Source organism: Elusimicrobiota bacterium (assembly GCA_018816525.1).
In the GTDB taxonomy this organism is placed as follows: domain Bacteria; phylum Elusimicrobiota; class Endomicrobiia; order CG1-02-37-114; family XYA2-FULL-39-19; genus OXYB2-FULL-48-7.
Genome location: JAHIVV010000003.1, coordinates 29,669 through 48,396, shown reverse-complemented (window position 1 = coordinate 48,396; position 18,728 = coordinate 29,669). Strand labels below are relative to the sequence as shown.

General features: G+C 40.1%; 20 protein-coding genes and 1 tRNA gene. 11 read left to right on the top strand and 10 right to left on the bottom strand.

The window, feature by feature from the left end; translation table 11 throughout:
- The first annotated feature begins 12 nt into the window (after window positions 1–12).
- From holB to KKH91_00570, 5 genes are all read left to right on the top strand, one after another.
- The gene (holB, locus tag KKH91_00590; protein ID MBU0951313.1) at window positions 13–993 is read left to right on the top strand and encodes a DNA polymerase III subunit delta'; all 981 of its coding nucleotides are present in this window, start codon (window positions 13–15) and stop codon (window positions 991–993) included.
- Window positions 981–1,805 (top strand): stage 0 sporulation protein, encoded by an 825-nt coding sequence (locus KKH91_00585; protein ID MBU0951312.1) that lies wholly within the window; start codon window positions 981–983, stop codon window positions 1,803–1,805. The genes holB and KKH91_00585 overlap by 13 nt, the downstream gene beginning before the upstream one ends.
- The gene (gene metG / locus KKH91_00580) at window positions 1,802–3,325 is read left to right on the top strand and encodes a methionine--tRNA ligase (GenBank protein MBU0951311.1); all 1,524 of its coding nucleotides are present in this window, start codon (window positions 1,802–1,804) and stop codon (window positions 3,323–3,325) included. The genes KKH91_00585 and metG overlap by 4 nt, the downstream gene beginning before the upstream one ends.
- A 2-nt stretch (window positions 3,326–3,327) precedes the next feature.
- Window positions 3,328–3,930: a TatD family nuclease-associated radical SAM protein gene (locus KKH91_00575; GenBank protein MBU0951310.1), complete on the top strand. Its 603-nt coding sequence runs from the start codon at window positions 3,328–3,330 to the stop codon at window positions 3,928–3,930.
- 77 nt (window positions 3,931–4,007) lie between these two features.
- The gene (locus KKH91_00570; protein MBU0951309.1) at window positions 4,008–5,174 is read left to right on the top strand and encodes a trypsin-like peptidase domain-containing protein; all 1,167 of its coding nucleotides are present in this window, start codon (window positions 4,008–4,010) and stop codon (window positions 5,172–5,174) included.
- A 69-nt stretch (window positions 5,175–5,243) separates the two neighbouring features.
- Here KKH91_00570 and KKH91_00565 read toward each other — a convergent pair whose 3' ends face one another.
- From KKH91_00565 to KKH91_00535, 7 genes are all read right to left on the bottom strand, one after another.
- Window positions 5,244–5,453: a hypothetical protein gene (locus KKH91_00565; GenBank protein MBU0951308.1), complete on the bottom strand. Its 210-nt coding sequence runs from the start codon at window positions 5,451–5,453 to the stop codon at window positions 5,244–5,246.
- Between the two features lie 110 nt (window positions 5,454–5,563).
- Complete coding sequence (locus tag KKH91_00560) at window positions 5,564–7,438, bottom strand: M20/M25/M40 family metallo-hydrolase (GenBank protein ID MBU0951307.1); 1,875 nt, start codon at window positions 7,436–7,438, stop codon at window positions 5,564–5,566.
- Window positions 7,423–7,560, bottom strand: coding sequence for a hypothetical protein (locus tag KKH91_00555; protein ID MBU0951306.1), 138 nt, complete (start codon window positions 7,558–7,560; stop codon window positions 7,423–7,425). The genes KKH91_00560 and KKH91_00555 overlap by 16 nt, the downstream gene beginning before the upstream one ends.
- 1 nt (window position 7,561) lies before the next feature.
- Entirely contained in the window at window positions 7,562–8,428 is an 867-nt protein-coding gene (locus KKH91_00550) for a shikimate dehydrogenase (protein ID MBU0951305.1), read from the bottom strand.
- A complete protein-coding gene (locus KKH91_00545; protein MBU0951304.1) occupies window positions 8,425–8,916 on the bottom strand; it encodes a hypothetical protein in 492 nt (163 codons plus the stop codon). The genes KKH91_00550 and KKH91_00545 overlap by 4 nt, the downstream gene beginning before the upstream one ends.
- Window positions 8,913–10,430, bottom strand: coding sequence for an NTP transferase domain-containing protein (locus KKH91_00540; protein MBU0951303.1), 1,518 nt, complete (start codon window positions 10,428–10,430; stop codon window positions 8,913–8,915). Before KKH91_00540 ends, KKH91_00545 begins: the two co-directional genes overlap by 4 nt.
- A gap of 344 nt (window positions 10,431–10,774) precedes the next feature.
- Window positions 10,775–10,847, bottom strand: a tRNA-Thr gene (locus KKH91_00535).
- A 222-nt stretch (window positions 10,848–11,069) separates the two neighbouring features.
- Between KKH91_00535 and KKH91_00530 the strand changes: the two genes are divergently transcribed.
- From KKH91_00530 to KKH91_00505, 6 genes are all read left to right on the top strand, one after another.
- On the top strand, window positions 11,070–12,014 hold the full coding sequence (locus tag KKH91_00530) for a ribose-phosphate pyrophosphokinase (protein ID MBU0951302.1): 945 nt from the start codon (window positions 11,070–11,072) through the stop codon (window positions 12,012–12,014).
- A 15-nt stretch (window positions 12,015–12,029) separates the two neighbouring features.
- On the top strand, window positions 12,030–12,749 hold the full coding sequence (locus tag KKH91_00525; GenBank protein MBU0951301.1) for a 50S ribosomal protein L25: 720 nt from the start codon (window positions 12,030–12,032) through the stop codon (window positions 12,747–12,749).
- Window positions 12,746–13,324 (top strand): aminoacyl-tRNA hydrolase, encoded by a 579-nt coding sequence (gene pth, locus KKH91_00520; protein MBU0951300.1) that lies wholly within the window; start codon window positions 12,746–12,748, stop codon window positions 13,322–13,324. The genes KKH91_00525 and pth overlap by 4 nt, the downstream gene beginning before the upstream one ends.
- Window positions 13,325–13,338: 14 nt before the next feature.
- Complete coding sequence (locus KKH91_00515) at window positions 13,339–14,127, top strand: hypothetical protein (protein MBU0951299.1); 789 nt, start codon at window positions 13,339–13,341, stop codon at window positions 14,125–14,127.
- A complete protein-coding gene (locus KKH91_00510) occupies window positions 14,128–15,225 on the top strand; it encodes a PorV/PorQ family protein (GenBank protein ID MBU0951298.1) in 1,098 nt (365 codons plus the stop codon). It abuts the gene before it with no gap.
- A 118-nt stretch (window positions 15,226–15,343) separates the two neighbouring features.
- Window positions 15,344–16,231: an OmpA family protein gene (locus KKH91_00505; GenBank protein MBU0951297.1), complete on the top strand. Its 888-nt coding sequence runs from the start codon at window positions 15,344–15,346 to the stop codon at window positions 16,229–16,231.
- A gap of 2 nt (window positions 16,232–16,233) precedes the next feature.
- On the opposite strand, the gene KKH91_00500 is transcribed toward KKH91_00505, so the two are convergent.
- From KKH91_00500 to rsmD, 3 genes are read right to left on the bottom strand one after another with little or no spacing between them, the layout of a single operon-like run.
- Window positions 16,234–17,409, bottom strand: a complete 1,176-nt coding sequence (locus tag KKH91_00500) for an aspartate aminotransferase family protein (GenBank protein MBU0951296.1) — start codon at window positions 17,407–17,409, stop codon at window positions 16,234–16,236.
- The gene (gene argB, locus KKH91_00495) at window positions 17,406–18,149 is read right to left on the bottom strand and encodes an acetylglutamate kinase (GenBank protein MBU0951295.1); all 744 of its coding nucleotides are present in this window, start codon (window positions 18,147–18,149) and stop codon (window positions 17,406–17,408) included. The genes KKH91_00500 and argB overlap by 4 nt, the downstream gene beginning before the upstream one ends.
- The gene (gene rsmD, locus KKH91_00490; protein MBU0951294.1) at window positions 18,146–18,724 is read right to left on the bottom strand and encodes a 16S rRNA (guanine(966)-N(2))-methyltransferase RsmD; all 579 of its coding nucleotides are present in this window, start codon (window positions 18,722–18,724) and stop codon (window positions 18,146–18,148) included. The genes argB and rsmD overlap by 4 nt, the downstream gene beginning before the upstream one ends.
- Window positions 18,725–18,728 lie beyond the last annotated feature (4 nt).

Genomic DNA, 18,728 nt, shown 5'->3' with positions numbered 1-18,728 from the left:
AGGAAATAAGATATGAGTTTACCGGAAATTCTAGGACAAAATAAAGCAATAAGCCTATTGCAAAAACAATTAAGCAGCAATAAAATTTCGCACGCATATATTTTTTCCGGACTGGAAGGCACGGGAAAAAGAAAAACAGCGTTGGAACTTGCAAAGGCATTGAACTGCCTGAACCAAACTGCGAATTCACCCATTTGTGACGCTTGCGCGTCCTGCAATAAAATCAACAAAGGAATTCATCCGGACGTGCATCTGATAGACTATGGCTTCCAGGCAGCTTTTCTTGAAGAAGATGTTGAAAAACAAACCCGCATCAAAATTGATACTGTGCAGGAAGTGCAAAAACAAATCAGCATGAAGGCCTCAGAAGGAAAATGGAAAGTATTTATCATAGATCCGGCTGAAAAAATGAATACCGAAGCGGCAAATTGCCTTTTAAAAACACTTGAAGAACCTCCGGAAAATTCATTATTGATTCTTGTTTCTTCGTCACACGATTCCCTGCCCCAGACAATTTTATCCAGGTGCCAGCATATCAGGTTCAATCAATTAAACGATGATATAATCTCGGGAATACTTGTAAATTTGTATTCACAAAAAGCTTCCGATATTGCGCAAATAGTCCAGTTTTCGCAGGGATCGGTAAGCAAAGCATTGAGATATTTAAATTCTTCGGACGAAATCAGCAGTTTAATTGGATTTTGGAGCGCTTTAAAAACAAACGCTATTTCTACGGATAAATTAATGGATTTCAGCGAAAGCCTCTCGAAAGACAAACAAATGCTTGAAGATTTTCTTGTTAAAATACTTATCCTTGCCAGGCTTGAGTTGAACCAGAATTCTCAGAAAACAACTGAAATTATCGAGTTCATAATCCAATGCAAAAAAGCCCTGCGTTATAATGTTAACAACAGCCTGTTAAGCGACATAATTTTGCTAAAATTGAATGAAATATTTAAGCTCAAAAACGAGGAGACCCTATGCCAGTTGTAGTCGATTTATTAGTAAGGCGCAAAGAGGATACAATATACGGAGATGTCGGAAAATTTAACCTGAATCTGGGAGAAAAAGTTATTGTTGACATAGACCAAACCCAGGAAGTCGGAACTGTTTTAACCAATGAACGGCTTATAGAAAAACATAAAATGGAAGTTCATAAAATTATCCGCAAACTCACAAATGACGACGTGCCGAGGTTAAAGGATAATTGCCAAAGAAACATCCAGGCTTCAAAATCCATAATCCAAAAAATCGAGGATTACGAACTGGATATGAAATTAACCTGTGTTGAGTATTCATTTGACCGGTCCAGGCTTTTTATTTATTATACAGCCGATACAAGAATAGATTTCCGCCAGTTAATTAAAGACCTGGGGCATATACTGAAAACACGCATTCAAATGGTTCAAATAGGCGTCAGGGACGAAGCTAAAATGCTGGGCGGATTCGGCCCCTGCGGCTGCCAGCTTTGCTGTAAAACTTTCCTCAAAACTTTCAGTTCGGTTACCGTCGAAATGGCAAAAATACAGGATCCTTCCCTGAATATAGCAAAAATGACAGGTGTTTGCGGAAGGCTGATGTGTTGCATAGCCTATGAAGACGCTTTCTATTCAGCCCAGGCAAAAAGAATGCCTAAATACAACAGCAAAGTCCAAACGCCTGAAGGCCCGGGAATAGTGACCAATGTAAATTACATTAAAGATGAAGTGACGGTTGAATTATCAGAAAAACAAACTAAAAAATTTAAGGCTGATCAGGTTACCCTGCTGCAAGCGCCTGTCAATAAACCTAAAAACAACAAATGAAAAAGAGATACTATATTACTACGCCCATTTATTACGTCAACGACCTGCCCCACATCGGGCACACCTATACGACCGTAGCGGCAGATGTGCTTTCGCGCTGGGCAAAGCTTCGCAATAAAGATACTTTTTTTCTTACGGGGACCGACGAGCACGGCAGCAAAATTTTGGAAGCCGCAAAAGAAAAAAATAAGCAGCCGAAAGAATACTGCGATGAAATTGTAGAATATTTTAAAAATACCTGGAAACAGATGGATATTTCTTACGATCGTTTTATCAGGACGACCGATGCAAAACATCAAGCGGCGGTTGAAAAATTCATAACACACCTTCACGAAAAAAACGAGATATACAAATCAAAATATGACGGGCTTTATTGCATGGGCTGCGAGAAATTCCTGACCCAAACCGATCTCGTTGAGGGTTGCTGTCCGGACCACAAAACAGTACCCTCTGTGCATTCAGAAGAAAATTATTTCTTCCGTTTAAGCAAATACAGGGAAAAGTTAATCGAAATAATTTCAGATAATAATCATCCCCAGCATTTTGATATCCTGCCCGAAGAAAGAAGAAATGAAATACTCGGCAAACTCAAAATCGGGCTTGAAGACATCAGCATTTCCAGGGCCAACCTGCCCTGGGCAATACCGATTCCTTTCGATAAATCGCAGACTATCTATGTTTGGATAGATGCATTAATTAATTACATATCAGCCCTTGGCTACGGCGAAGCCGGCCAGGAAGAATTCAATGAACTTTGGCCGGCCGACCTGCACCTTTTAGCAAAAGATATTCTGTGGTTTCATACTGTTATCTGGCCGGCTATGCTGCTTGCAAACGGCCTGCCTCTTCCAAAAAAAGTTTTTGCGCACGGTTTTTTTACTGTTTCCGGACAAAAAATGTCAAAAACCATCGGCAACGTAATCAAACCCGGAGAACTTATTCAGGCTTTTGGCGCTGATGCATCGCGTTTTCTTCTTTTGAATTCCTTCCCCTTCGGGGCTGATGGTGATATGAATCTAGCAGCTTTTAAAGGAAAATATAATGCGCACCTGGCCAATAATATAGGAAACCTGATTTCGCGGGTTACTAATATGGCCGTAAAATACTTTAGCGGGAAATTTGCCCTGCAAACAACCCGAACAAATGAATTTATGGAAGAAATAAAAAAATCCTTGCAAAAAACTGAAAAAGAAATTGAAGATATTAAACTTGACGGTATATTAGAAACCATATTAAGCTTATCTTCCTTCACAAACCAGTATATTGACAAACAGGCTCCCTGGAACCTGGCAAAAACCGACATGAAACAGCTTGAACTAGTGCTTTACAACTCATTGATGGCTATTAAGTATATTGCCGTTTTAATCAATCCCTTTATGCCTGAAACTTCCCGGAAAATATGGAAAACACTTGACGAACAGGACGACATAAAAAACGTCACAGCAAAAATTCCTGCGATTATCCCGCTCACCGGCAGGGAAATTGCTAAATCGCAGATTTTGTTTCCGAAAATAATATAAATATGATAGCCTACTCTTATAAAAACAATGTTTACCTGAACATCACCAACAGGTGCACTATGAACTGCACCTATTGTATAAGAACCAAATGGAATTGGGGCTACAGAGGCAACAATCTCAGGCTAAAAAAAGAACCTACTGTAAAAGAAATTATTAAAGAATCTGAAACCCTTAGAAAAAAAATTGCTTTTTCCCCATTAACCTCGGATATTGTATTTTGCGGATACGGGGAACCCTTAATACGGCTTGAGACGGTAAAAAAAGTTGCAGCCTATTACAAGAAAATAGGCCTCAATGTCAGGATAAACACTAACGGCCAGGCAAATTTATACCATGGGAAAAATATTTGCCCGGAATTAAAAGGTTTAATCGATAAAATATGCATCAGCCTCAACGCAGAAAACGCAGTCAAATACAAAAATGTAAACAGACCGCGTTACGGGCTTAAAAGTTTCAACGCCGTCCTGACATTTGCAAAAGAATGCAAAAAATATATAAAGGACGTTTCTATTACATCTGTAAAATTAGAAGGCACTGATATAAATAAATGCAGGCAGATTGCAAAAAAAATAGGCGTTAAATTTGTTGAAAGGCCCTTTTTATAAATTTACGCTTTCCCTCTTTTGCATAAGTAAATATCCCGCGAGCTTCCGCTCGGAAAATTTCAGAGGACTGCTTAAACATGAAAAATAAGCTTTCTATATTAATCACCATCCTGCTTTGTCTAATAGTACTAGGTGTTTTTTGGCATATTAAAGACCTCAAGGAAACATCCCTTAATAACGGACAGGTTACTTCCAATATTGAAACTCTCAGGGACAATGAAATTGGCTCCAATGCCCTGGGTTTACAGGAAGCTTTCGTTAAAGTATCCGAGCGGCTAAAACCAGCCGTAGTGAATATTTCAACCGTACAGATGCTGGATGACGCCCAGCAGGAATTTTATTTCGGGGATCCTTTTGAAGATTTTTTCCAGGATTTTTTTAACAGCCCGCAGGAGCAGAAAAAACAAAGAAAAAAATCATCCCAATATAGAACCGAAAGCGGCGGAACCGGCGTAATAATTGACCCGGAAGGTTATATACTTACCAACGAACACGTCATTCACGGCGCGAATGAAATAAAAGTTACGGTTACAATAAACAGTAAAGACAAAACCTATACAGGAAAAGTTATTGGAAAAGATTCAAGAACCGATCTGGCAATTGTAAAAATCAATTCAAACTCGGCAACCGAAAAATTTCCGGCGGCGCCCCTGGGTGATTCAAACAAAATACGCGTAGGCGAAATTGTGCTTGCAATCGGTTCACCCTTCGGGCTGGGGCAGACAGTAACTAACGGAATCATATCCGCGATAAGGCAGTCAATTGTAGTTGAAAACAAAGAGTACAGGGATTTTATACAAACTGACGCTCCTATCAACAGAGGAAATTCTGGAGGTCCGCTGGGCAATATTCACGGCGAAGTTATAGGAATAAACACGGCAATTTACGCCCCGACCGGCGTATTTTCTGGGATAGGTTTTGCTATCCCCATAAACCGCGCCAAAGAAATACTTGATGATTTAATCCGCCAGGGAAAAGTTGTAAGGGGCTGGCTGGGCGTGGAAATAAAGGACAAATCCGGAGCGTTCATAAACAGCATTATAAAGGATTCCCCCGCGGAGAAAGCAGGGCTTAAAAAGGGCGACGTAATTATTGAATTTAACGGCAAACAAATCGAGTCTGTAAGGAACCTTCAGGCAATAGTTTCCGATACAGGCCCGAAAAAGAAAATAAAGGTAAAATTTGTCCGCAACGGAAAAGAGAATATTGTTGATTTAGTCACCGGCGAAATGCCCAAGGAATGATTTATAAAGCTTCCTATGAAAAAGATAGTTATTGCGGAAGTTTAGTTTTCAAAGAAAAAGCAACACTTTTTAATACGCCGCCGACATATAACATATAAACCAGCCTGCCGACAGCGCAATAATAACAATAGCAGAAACAACATACCAATTAATAGACCTTAGGTAATGGTTTATTACAGAATGATTATGCACTACATCCGGTTTGTTTTTATGGTGTAAAACAATTGTTATATCATCTATTTGAAGCTTCTCATCCTCATTTTTTTTAAAGAGAACCATTTAATCCCCCCTATTATATGCACTATGTATATAGTATGATAAAGAGGTTTTGTCAATAGTACTTTGTAATTACAATGATTAGAAATCCTTTTAATCAGAGGAGGGGCAGTTTAGCGGATAATTGCGAATTTTCTGGCTGCTTTTTTACCTGTACTGCTTTGAAAAAGACATGTATAAACGCCGCATCCAAGCTTATCATAATTGCCGTTTACAAGATACCAGGACCAGCTGAATTGATTAGTGAATACTCTTTCTAATACCATTTCACCGGCTACGTTAAATATTTTCATCCTGGTATTTTCGGCTAAACCGGAAATTGTTGCCTGGTCAACGCAAGGATTCGGATAAATCATCAGCCTTTCAAAATCATTTGAAAATATAGTAACCTGACCGGAAGACCAACTATACCCGGACTGGGCCTGCATAAATATCCAATATTTGCCGGGGATAACATTAGTTGTATCCCACTGATATTTTTTCAGGGTTCCGTCAACATTGGCAATCAAATGTTTTTCCCCATCGAATGTTTCCGCATAGTACAAAGACACCTGCTGGTTATCTGCATTTACCCACTCAATATCATACAAATTCCCCTTGCTAATTATTGTATTCCAGCCTGCAGGGTTCGTGGTAACCAGCTCAGTGGTATAAACATCAGCAAGTTCAGCGAGTGTTGCAACAGCGACTTTTATATTTTTTAACGTAAAAACCAGGTCAAGTTTGTCAAGGGTTTCTCTGGTGCTATGGTAATAGGGGTTAAAATCCGGGCTGTCCCAGTCATAAGCTTCGGATAACTCCAATGCGGGATACCCATATTCCCAGAAAGCTGCATGGTCGCTCCACCAGGCATCATTATTGGTTGTCACAGCAAGAGGATGCTGGACATAATCCTTGTCTACAAAATCCAGGTATTCGCCTAACTGCTGGGAACTTTCATTTTCGGTAACATTGAGGTCATATTTAACACCGGGTTTTGCGTAGGCAATCATATCCACATTTAAAGCGCCCAAAATCTGAGTATCAGCCTGATAAAGAGACTTTACGTAGGCAAAACTACCAACCATGCCCTGTTCTTCGCCGGAAAAACATATAAATTTTATGGTGTAGGCAAAATCATATTGTTTCAGGTATTTTGCAGCCATCAATACGGCAGTAACGCCGCTTCCGTTATCGTCGGCGCCCGGCGCGCTGTTAAGCGGGTCTTCGCTGATTGAATCGTAATGCGCGCATATTACAAATATTTTTTCAGGATGCAGCTTACCCGGCAGCGTGGCGATGACATTATAATTTGTTGTACTGCTCTCGCTGACGTTTTTAAAAGGAAAAGTTGTAACTTCAAGCCCGAAAGAAGAAAAATTTGCAACCAGATAATCCCTGGCGTCATTGCATTTCGGGCTGAATGAATACCTCGTCCCGATATTTTGCAGGGCTTGTATGTAACCCGAAACTTCAGCCGTGCTAAGGCTGGCCAAAATAGCGGTAATCGTGCTGTGGCTGATAGCGCCATATACTGAGCGCGGCGCCATAAACCCAAAACTCTTCCTGATTTTCCGCGGCCAGGGGATAAATTCCGGTAAAAGTTTGAACTTTGATTTAACCGGTACCTGGCCTATCTGCGCGTTTTCATTTAATTTTATAAGAACATTTCCGTTTGAATTGTCCAGGATCTGCGCGATTTTTTTTAATTGAGTTAACTCATCGACGGATTTAACCCGGAACATATAATACCGTTGCTCCAAAGAGACGGGAGCTTTATCAAGGATTTCATAATTTTCTTTTAATGATTCGAGGTCTTCTTCCTGCACGCTGGCTACAATATAATCTTTGCAGGAAAATCTTAACTTGGCTTTATCAATGAATGGCTTGTCATTTTGAGGCAATTTTAAAAGCAAACTTTGTGAGATTTGTTCGCTTTGCGCGCTTATCGGCAAAGCAATAACAAGTATGAGCAGGCTTAGAAAAATATGTTTTAATTTTTTTTCCATGCGCGGTCGATTTTATAAAGGTTCTTGTTGACAAAAATACCATGGAAATACAATGACAATGCCAGGACAACTAAACCAGCCAGGCTATAGGAAATAATGAATTTTGTTTTGAAAGATGGCATGTTATTTCTGGCTAGTTTTTTGTGTCAGAGCATTCTTTAGTGCTTTGCGCATCAACTCTACAGGCGCTTTCTGCTTCGTCCATAATTGAAATGCCAGAATGCCCTGAAACAATAACATATCCAGTCCATTCATATGCCTGCATCCGGCCTTTTTTGCCGCTTTTATCAACGCTGTTTCACGGTTATATACAATATCATAAACAAAAATATTTTTTGTCAGCAGCCCCGGAGCAATTATGCATGGATCATTTTTTCCCATACCTACAGGGGTAGCATTAATAAGCATATCAATTTCACCGAAGATTTCGTTTAGTTCTGTTTTTTTTGTTACCAATTTTGCTTTATTTGTTGTTTTTACCTTTTGAAAAAGCTCTAATGATTTTTTTACGTCTAAATCGTAAATAAACAATTTTTTTATTTTCGGCACTGAGGTGCAAAGCGTCACCCCAATCGATTTCCCTGCCCCGCCTGAACCCATTAATAATATTTTTTTCCCAGCAAGTTTGAATCCCCGTACTTCAAGAGATTTTATAAAACCTGAACCGTCAGTATTATATCCTGTCAATTGTCCGTCATTTACGACGATGGTGTTTATCGCTCCGATCTTTTTCGCAAGCGGATCAATTTTATCCAGGTATTTCACTGCATTTTCTTTATGAGGGGCTGTTACATTTATGCCCGGAATATCTAATAATTCAAGAGATTTGATAGCAGTCTCCAAATTTTCAGATTTAATCTGGAAGGGGAGGTAGATCAGATTTAATTTCAAGTGCTGGAACGCGGCGTTATGTATCGCCGGAGACAGGGTATGCTTGATAGGAAAGCCAAAAATCCCGATTATTTTTGTTGAACCATCGATTTGAATCATAGAATAGGTTTTTTTATTTTGTTCTGAATTGTATCATACATATTTTTTGTCCTTTTATTGTTTGGGTCTTTAATAAGAGCTTTCTGACAATAATATTTTGCTCTCAAATAATCATTTTCGACAAAATATACCAGCATAAGTTGTTCCAGCGCAGTCTGATTTTCCGGTTCTGCTTTAAGAACTTCTTCACTCATGTTTTTTGCCAGATCATACTTGCCCTGATAGTAATAACACCAGGCCTGGTACAATTCTGACTTCACGCTATGTTCATTCGGAATACGCTTTAAACAAAAAGCACCGAAGAAAACAACCAGGGCTGCAACGATATAAAACATTCCTGTTTTTTTTCTATTTAAAATAACCCTGGAATCATCGAAAAAAACTCTCCTCATCCAATTGTTGATTACAATGATTGTAGCGGGCGAATAAAAATAAATCAATCCTATTACGAATAAACACAATGAAATAAAAATAAAAAATATCCTCATTTTTTCTCCGATAAAGGTTTTATTGAATCCCTGCCTTCCGGGAGGGGTAATATGTACTTTACTTTCTGCGCCAGTCCGGATTTATTAATGATTCTTTGTACAAGCTGGTGCACCAGGACAGAATGCTGAATACAATTATCCGGCTCAACTATCGAACCAAAAATGTATGTGGTCCCTTTTATTGTACAATTATCCCCGATCTTAACAGGGTATTCATCGCTTCCTGTAATAGTTACCCCGGTTTCAATTCTTACTTTGTTGCCTATCTTCACATTGCCTTTTATTATATCGCCGTCAAAAATTACGGTATCATCTCCGATGTGCATTTTTTGGCGCGGATAAGCCGAAAGGTGTACATTTTCACCAATTTTAACACGCTGTCCGAAGATAATATTTCCCTCAAGAATAGCTCTCTTTCCTATGCTAAGTCCTTTGTTGATTTTAACGCCCTTACCGACAAAACAACCTTCTCCGATTGTTATGTCTAAAGGAATCCCCCTGGAATCCAAATGCTGAATTCTTTTTACAACTTCCAGGTCAAGAAAAAAATCCTCCTCATCCTCAAAGGTGATAATATCTTTCAACAGCTCGAAATATTTGGCCCTAAGGATTGATTCCATTTTTTTTAGTTCGCTTCTGCTGTTAAACCCCAGCAGGGCATCGGCATGCTGGAACCCGGAATCTTTCGTATCTTTCTTTATTTCAAAAGATTCAACTTTATGGCCGGCAGCATTAAAAATTTTAACCAGGTCGGTCATGTACAATTCTTTTTGAACGTTATCGGATTTTATTTTGCCCAGATATTTTTTTAACAAATCATAACGGAACGCAATCATGCCCGAGTCAAATTCCCGGTTCTCAAGCAATTGCTGCCTGGTAAAATGGTATTCTTTTTTATTATATATTACTTTATGTATTTCATCAGGCAGCATCTTTATAATGTCCTTGGCCTGCATTATCTCCGCAACTTTCTGAAAATCATCCCCTGACTGATTCCCTTTTGAGTCCCGGTCCGGGATCCTGACGATTCTGCCGTACATATTTAACTCAACCGGCCCTTCATAAGCGCCCGTAAGCATCATGGCGGAGCAGGAACTTTTCTCAAAACGCCTGCGAAATTTTGCGACTATTTCCGCATCCAACAGTCCGGCATCCCCGGGAAAAACGAAAATATTGTTCTTTGATCCCTGTCCGCCTTTTATTTTTGAAACAGCGACTTGTAAAGCGTGGCCGGTTCCTTTCTGGACTTCCTGGTAAGCGAAAATTGTGTGAGGTGTATCCCCTAAAAGAGCGGCCACATCCTGCGCTTTCATGCCGACCACCACTACCTGATTAGGCGAATTAAGCCCTTTTTTTGCTGCCTGGCTCACACGTACAACCGAAGGAATTCCCCACAAAGCATGAAGGACTTTCGGTATTTCGGATTTAATTCTTTTACCTTTTCCCCCGGAAAGTATTACTGAAATGTTTTTAAATTTTGGATTTATTTGTTTTGATTTAAAGATTATTTCCATTCTCTGTTTCCTTTATTTTCGGCTTTTCCAGCCACCCGTGCACATATGCAAAAAGTTTAATTCTTTCGATAATTGTTATTTTTGTATATTTCAGGCCGTAACGGCGTATATTACCCAAATCCTGCTACAGGACTACTCTCGCGTGTATTTCAAGCGGTTTTTCAGTATTGGGTAATTTTGCGTAAACGAGCAACTCCCGTTCAATGTCTAGTGAAGATTTTGTTTCTATTGCAACCCCGCCCAATATTCATCAATGCATCAGCAGTAAACAAATCAACTAAAATGCCGCTTGCCGCTCTTTCAAATTTTCTTTTAGGCCTTTATCAGTCCTGTTTCTAAAAAAAAGCCCACGGTCAGACTCGGACTGACGACCTATCGCTTACAAGGCGATTGCTCTACCAACTGAGCTACGTGGGCATAAATGCGACACTTTTAATAATTGATTAAATATACTAAAATATACTAAAAATATGTTTTAAAGTCAAACAAGGCTAATTTGTACTTCAGCTACCTTAGCTTCAGTACAAATATACCCAGTTGAACCGGGCAAATTTGACATTTAATTGTTTTTTTAATAGAATTTGTACTTAGTTTTCCTTTCGTTTAAATAAAAGAAACCAATAATAACCGGGAATTTTTATGAAAAATGAAATAAGGATTTTCTCAGGCAATGCTAACCCTGAACTTGCTGAAGCTATTGCAAAAGAACTTGGCATAAACCTAGGCAAGATTTTTGTCAATACTTTTTCTGACGGCGAAATCCGGGTAAAAATCGAGGAAAATGTCCGTGGAAAGGACTGTTATATTATTCAGCCCACCTGCCCGCCTGTCAACGACCACATAATGGAATTATTAATCATCATGGACGCTTTATTGAGGGCTTCAGCCAGAAGAATTACACCGGTCATACCTTACTACGGTTATGCCAGGCAGGATAGGAAAGCCGAACCCAGGGTGCCGATAACGGCAAAATTGGTGGCAAACCTGATTACTTCCAGCGGGGCCGACCGAATTCTGGCAATGGACCTGCATGCCGGCCAAATACAGGGGTTTTTTGATATTCCGGTAGATCATTTGTATGCAAACCCGGTTTTTTTGAATTATTTTAAAAATAAAAAATTTATGGGCGACAAGGAATATTTATGTGTTGTTTCCCCGGATGCCGGCGGCGTTGAACGCGCAAGAGCTTTTGCAAAAAGGCTTGAGGCAAACCTGGTAATCATTGACAAAAGAAGGTCCGCGCCAAACCAGTCCTCAATCATGCACATTATCGGAGACGTTAAAGGCAAAACAGCCATAATGCTCGACGATCTTATAGATACAGGCGGTTCTTTGATCAACGCGGCTACTGCCTTAAAAAAAGAAGGAGTCAAAAGAGTGCTTGCCTCCTGTTCTCACGGCGTCCTTTCCGGAAACGCTATAGAAAGAATCGAGAAATCGGATATTGAAAAACTCATAATAACTGACACAATTCCTTTAAGAAGAAAATCTGAAAAAATAGTCGTATTATCGGTCGACAAATTACTGGCAGATGCAATAAAAAGGATTCATAACGAAGAATCCGTAAGTACGCTTTTTGTATAAAGGAGAGAGGTAAAAATGGACCAGATCACTTTAGAATCACAGACAAGAGAAGCAAAAACAAAAGGGCAGTTGAAAAAATCAAGAATTGACGGGCTTGTTCCGGCTGTACTTTATGGCTCAGACGAAAAAACAATTTCCCTTTTTGTGAAAGAAAAGGAAATTTCTAAAATTCTCAGGGTTGGTTTTAATCAGCTTATCAACCTTAAAGTTGACGGGTCGCCAAAAACAGTATTGATCAAGGAAATCCAGAAACACGTAGTATCTGAAAAACTCCTGCATGTAGATTTTCATGCTGTTTCCCTTCAAAAAGAAATTGAAGTTGAGGCACCGGTTCACATCATAGGGGAATGCCATGGAGTTAAATCGCAGGGAGGAATTCTTGAACACGTTTTAAGAGAGCTGAAAATCAGGTGTTTGCCGACAAATATACCAAAATCCATCGATATTGACGTATCAAACTTAAACATTGGGCATAACATATTAGTGAAAGATATTACACCGCCGGCTAACGTTACCATTTTAAGCACCAAAAACTCTATTATCGTTCACGTTGTCGCTCCTACTAAGACTGAAGAACCGACTGCGGCTGATGCTATTGCAGCTTCTCCGGCCGAACCTGAAGTAATTGCAAAAGGTAAAAAGGAAGAAGATGGCGCAGCTGCCGCTACAGCTCCAGCAACACCTGGAACAGCGGGTAACCCGGCGAAAACAGAAGCAAAGCCCGAGAAAAAATGATAGAGCTTATTGTCGGATTAGGCAATCCGGGCCAAGAATACGAATTTACACGGCACAATCTTGGCTTTATTGTTATAGATAAAATTGCTGCTAATCTGGGGCTGAAATTCAGGGTTTCAAAATCTCTTGAAGCAGAGATAACACCTTTGGCGCAGCCAGAAAAACTGTATCTTTTAAAACCTATGACTTACATGAACCTTTCCGGGACATCTGTCCTGAAGGTTATGAAAAAATACGCGATTGAACCAAAAAATATTTTAATTGTCTCGGATGATTTTTCACTGCCTTTAGGAAAACTTAGAATCAGGCTCCAGGGATCAAGCGGCGGCCACAACGGCATAGAATCTATTGTGTCGGCATTAGGAACAAATGATTTTCCCAGGCTTCGCCTTGGGATCGGGCCTTTGCCAAATACATATTCTGATTCAAAAGATTTCGTATTAAGCAGGTTTAAAACGGAAGAAAAACCGAAGGTATCTAAAATGACAGACTTCGCGGCTATTTCAGCCCAGGATATTTTTAATGGCGGAAATATGCGGGCAATAATGGAAAAAATAAATAGTTACAATCCTTAAAACAGAGTAACGACTTGCCGAAAATACTAAAAAAAACATTTCTTGTATCCGCAATACTATTCATGGTTTCACAGCTGCAGGCCATATCAATCTCGACTTACCTGTTTGTTGTGGACGGCGCTCAGGATAACCTTGAAGTTGTTATTCAGGGCCGGCCGCCAGTTTTTTCCTGGGAATTCACGGCTAACGGCAGTGTCTGTATAAGCTCTTTTACGCTTTCTGTCAGCACCGCAAATGCATTGCCGTTTACTTCCGCCATTTGGGTAATCACTGCTTCAACAAACTCAATAAATACTGCGAATCTGGGTGCTGGAAACTTCCGGACTACACTTAAATATAACTCAGACAATAGTGCAACGACTGCATTAACCTACAATTCCACGTATTACTGGAACTTAATACTTTATCAAGATGATGGCTCGTCAATTCCTATTCCGTCTTTTCCGTCACCGGCAAAATTTGTAACAATTATTTCCAGTTTAACCTTTGCATCGGGATATAGTTACGATTTGCAGGTTGACTATAACAATCCTTTTAACCCTTCTAAAGGACAGATAACCAAATTCAGATATATTATAAGAGACACCAACAGAAGAGTCAAAGTTAAAATATTCAACCTTTCAGGCCAGATTGTGAAAACTCTGGCAGGGGACCAGCTGGCATTAAAAGAACGTGAATACACTTTAATTTGGGACGGTAAAAATGAAACCGGTGAAGTGGTTCCTTCAGGCATTTATTTCGTTAATTTAGATGCTGCCGACCCGAAAGGAATTACCAGAAGAGTTGTAGTAACAAAAAAATAAATGAAAACTAAAAAAAGAATACTCATTTCGGTAATATTTTCATTAATCGTTTTCTGTTTTTCAAACCTGCACGCACAATCCACAGGGCTGGAATTTCTCAATATTGCCCCGGGAGCGCGCTCGGCCGGCATGGGCGAAGCTTTTACTCCCCTGGCAGATGATTTAAATGCTGTCTATTACAATCCTGCAGGCTTAGGCTTCATAACCAGGTCAGAATTTCAAGCGACTTATTCTTATTGGTTGGGAGATACATATATCGGTTCAGGTGGATTCTTATACCCCTCCCACACAGGTACTGTCGCGTTAAACGGAACCTATTTAGGCGGCACACCCATAACAAGATTTGAAGAAGGGTCGCTAAAAGACACTTTCAATGCTTCCGATATGTCAGCGGGCATATCCTACGGCATCAAGGCCTCAAAAACTTTTTCCCTGGGGTTAACCGGAAAATCCGTAACCGAAACTCTCGATACAAATTACAGCGCAAATATTTTATGCGGCGACGCGGGTTTTATCCTTCGGACAGAAAATGGAGCTTTTTCTTTTGGCTATGCCGCAAGAAATTTAGGCGTTAATGAGTTCTCTTTTTCAAATTCTTTGATAAAAGAAAAAATGCCTTTAACCCAAAGCGTTGGAATTGCTTTAAAACTGGACATGCCTGAACAATCCTCTCTGATAAATTTTGTGCTGCAAGGCGACCAGCCTGCATCCGGCCAGACAAGCTATAGCGCCGGCATTGAACACTGGGGAGCTAATGTCCTTGCACTGCGGCTCGGTTATAAATATTTTGTTGATGAAAAAAACACAAAAGCGCTTGATTCTATGTCAGGGTTGAGGGCCGGCCTGGGCATACATATTAATGGAATAGGGTTTGATTATGCCTACCAGCCGTTTGCTGCAGTAGGGGACACACACCGTGTTTCCTTCGTTATAAAATTCGCTCCTTTGTCTGTAACTCCTAAAACTTTTGACATGCTGCTTAAAATTGACCCGGCAATCTTTTCACCCAACAATGACGGTATAAAAGACAGTACATTTTTTCTGCCCCAAACACCCCCCCCTGACAAAAATAAAATCGTGGAATATCAACATTTATAATTCATTCAATGCTCTTATAAAATCTTTTTCGGGAGAAGAGACCCTGCCAAAAATTATCAATTGGGACGGTAAAACTGATTTAGGCGTATTCGCGCCCGAGGGCAACTACGAAGTGGAAATGGTTATCAATGCCGACGGAAAAGTCGGGCAGGTACAACACCAGCCTTTACAGATAGATTTGACATCCCCACAGCTCTCTATCACGGCCTCAACGGCTGTAATAACACCAAACGACGATAAAATAACAGATGAAACAACTTTTTTCTTCATTATCCAGGACACAAATCCCATTGAGCGCTGGCAGTTAAATATTATCAGCTCTAAAAACAAAACGATAAAAACTTATAAATCACCCGAAGAAACTATCCTGGGCGGCATCGTGCGAAGAGACGTAACCTGGTCCGGCAAAGACGACATTTATTCAGAGATTGTACCCAACGGGGAATATAAAGCCCAAATAACCGCTTTTGATGTTGCCGGAAATAAAACAACCGCGGAAACACCTATTACGGTAAAAGTTCCTCCGAAAGAAATAATAAAAAAACTCAAACAGGAATTCCAGGAGCTTAAAATTTCCCTCTCTTCAGAAGTTCTTTTTGACAGAAATAAGGCCTCGCTCAAACCGGAAGCCTATGCGGCTTTGGACAAAGCAATCGAAACAATTAAAAATTACCCTGATAATAAAGTTTTAATTGAAGGCCATACTGATATATCCGAAGCAAAATCTGAAACAGAGCTTTCCAGCCCGCGGGCCTGGAATGTTTACAGTTACCTTGTTAAAAAAGGCGTGAGAGCTGAAAGAATGAGCGCAAAAGGATGGGGTTCGCAAAAACCTATTGCTCCTAATACAACAAGAACCGGCAGGATGAAGAATCGTCGTGTAGAAATAACGATATCAAAAGAAAAAATAACAGCAAAACAAATTCAGCAGCCTGTTCAAAACGTTGAGCCTTCAACAACAACCCAATCCTTCGAACAACAGCAATCTACCCAAACAGCACAATAATTTTACCGAAGGCATTCACTTAGAATTCTTATTGCAGAATCTACGTCTTTTTTGGTAATTGTGAAAGGCGGCAGAAATCGCAGGATTTTGCTTTGCGTGCAGTTTATAATTAATCCTTTTTTAAGGCATTTTTCTACAATTCCGGCTCCGCTGTCAGCTACCAGTTCAATCCCCAGCATCAGGCCGGCTCCGCGGGCTTCCTTTATTATTCCGGGATACTTGTTTTTTAGGCCTGTTAGTTTTTTATAAAAATAATCGCCGGTTTTGACAACATTATCAAGCACTTTTTTGCCGCTTATCAGATTTAAGGTTTCGATCGCTGCCGCGCAGCTTACCAGGTTTCCCCCAAAAGTTGAACCATGGCCGCCGAAAGCTAAAACATCGCTGTACTTATCTTTGACAACCGTAATACCAAGGGGCAATCCGTTTGCAATGCTTTTAGCCAATGTCATCACATCCGGCTCAACGCCATAATACTGATATGCAAAAAGCCTGCCGGTCCTGCCCAAACCGCACTGAATTTCATCAAATATAAGCAACAATTTATTTTTATTGCAGAGAGCTCTTAATTCCTGTAAAAACTTCCTGTTTGCAGCGCAAACGCCGCCCTCTCCCTGGATAGGTTCAATAAGAACAGCGCAGGTTCTTTTGTTTATTAGTTTTTTTACAGATGAAATATTGTTCAATTTTGCGAATTTGAAACCGGAAAGAAAGGGATTAAAATACTGGTGGAACTTTTTCTGGCCCGTGGCGGATAATGTCGCCATAGTTCTGCCGTGAAAAGAATTATTAAAACTGATGATTTCATATTTCCCTTCGGGATTACCATGTCTTCTGGCAAGCTTTATGGCGCATTCATTAGCCTCGGCGCCAGAGTTGGATAAAAATACTTTACCTTTTTTAAAACTCTTGTTTATTATTAACTCGGCAAGCTTCGATTGCGGGCCTGTATAATAATGATTTGAAACATGTACCAGTTTTTCACATTGTTTTTTTATTGCTGCGGTAATTTTATTATGGCCGTGGCCCATATTGCAGACACTTATGCCGGTAAAGAAATCGAGATATTTTTTTCTATTTATATCCCATAGATATTTGTCTTTGCCTCTGACAAACACAACGTCCTGGCGTTTATAGGTCTGCAATATATATTTTTTTTCCAAACTAACTATCGTCATATTATCACCGTTCCCGATTTACCATTGACCCCATTTTTACCGTCAGTAATCTGAACTTGCTTTATTCCCTTCTTAATAGCTGCAGCAGCGCCCCTGAGCTTAGGCATCATGCCGCCGGTTACAATACCGGACTTTATCATTTTTTCAATGTTTTTAGCCCTTACAATTTTAATAATTTTACCATCAGGGCCTTTCACACCCGGCACATCCGTAAGAAATACCAGCCTTTGGGCTTCAAGCGCCGCTGCTAATTGCGTAGCGGCAGTATCGGCGTTAAGGTTGAGGGCTGTGTGCCCGAAATCCTGAGAAACGGGCATAATTACCGGTATAATTCCGGCCGCAAACAGCAATACCGGAAGCTTCGTATCAATTTTTACAATATTGCCGACATAACCTAATTTTTTTATGCGTTTTGATGTTATTAAATTACCTTCCCTGCAGGATATTCCGAAAGCAAAACCGCCCGTCTTATTTAAGCGGCTGACGATTGAATCGTTAATAGCCTTCAGCGCTTTTTCGACTATCTGCATCGTTTTAATATCCGTATATCTCAAGCCGTTTATAAACATTGGCTTGATTCCTGATTCGTTCATCATTTTGCTGATCTGCGGGCCGCCCCCGTGAACCAGCAGGACCGGATTATTTTTGTTTATTGAAACAATATCCTTCAATATTTTTTTTGCCGAGGCTTTATCCTGTGTCGCGTTCCCGCCGTACTTTATCACAATAATTTTGCTCATATATTCTCCGTTTGTCTTAAAAATGTTACTATTGTATCGCCGTATTTTTCTTTCCTGAAAATATTAAAAAAAGCAGGGTCAATTTTTTCTGTCTGGTGATGCTGAGCTACTATTACACCGCCTTCTTTCAGCAAGTTCGCTTCCTTGATATTTTTAAGCACCTGGTTTACCAAATAAGCTTTGTAGGGAGGGCCCTGGAATATAATGTCAAAGTATTTCTCTTTTAACATAGCTGACAGCCACTGCAAACTGTAAGTAACATCTCTTTGGTAAACGCCGGCACATTCCTTTATTTTAATTTTTTCGAGGTTATTATTTATCATTTTTATCGAATCAGAAGAAGACTCTACAAATACAGCATGTTTCGCCCCTCTTGAAAGAGCTTCAATACCGACGGACCCCGTTCCTGCGAATAAATCCAGAAAAGCGCAGTCCGGAAGCCTCGGCGTCAGGATATCAAACACCGATTTCTTAATTTGGGCAAGAATGGGGCGCAATTCCAGGTGCCCCGGGATTTTTGTTAACTGCTGGCCTGAAAACTCGCCGCCTATAATTTTGATATTTGGATTAGCCATAATT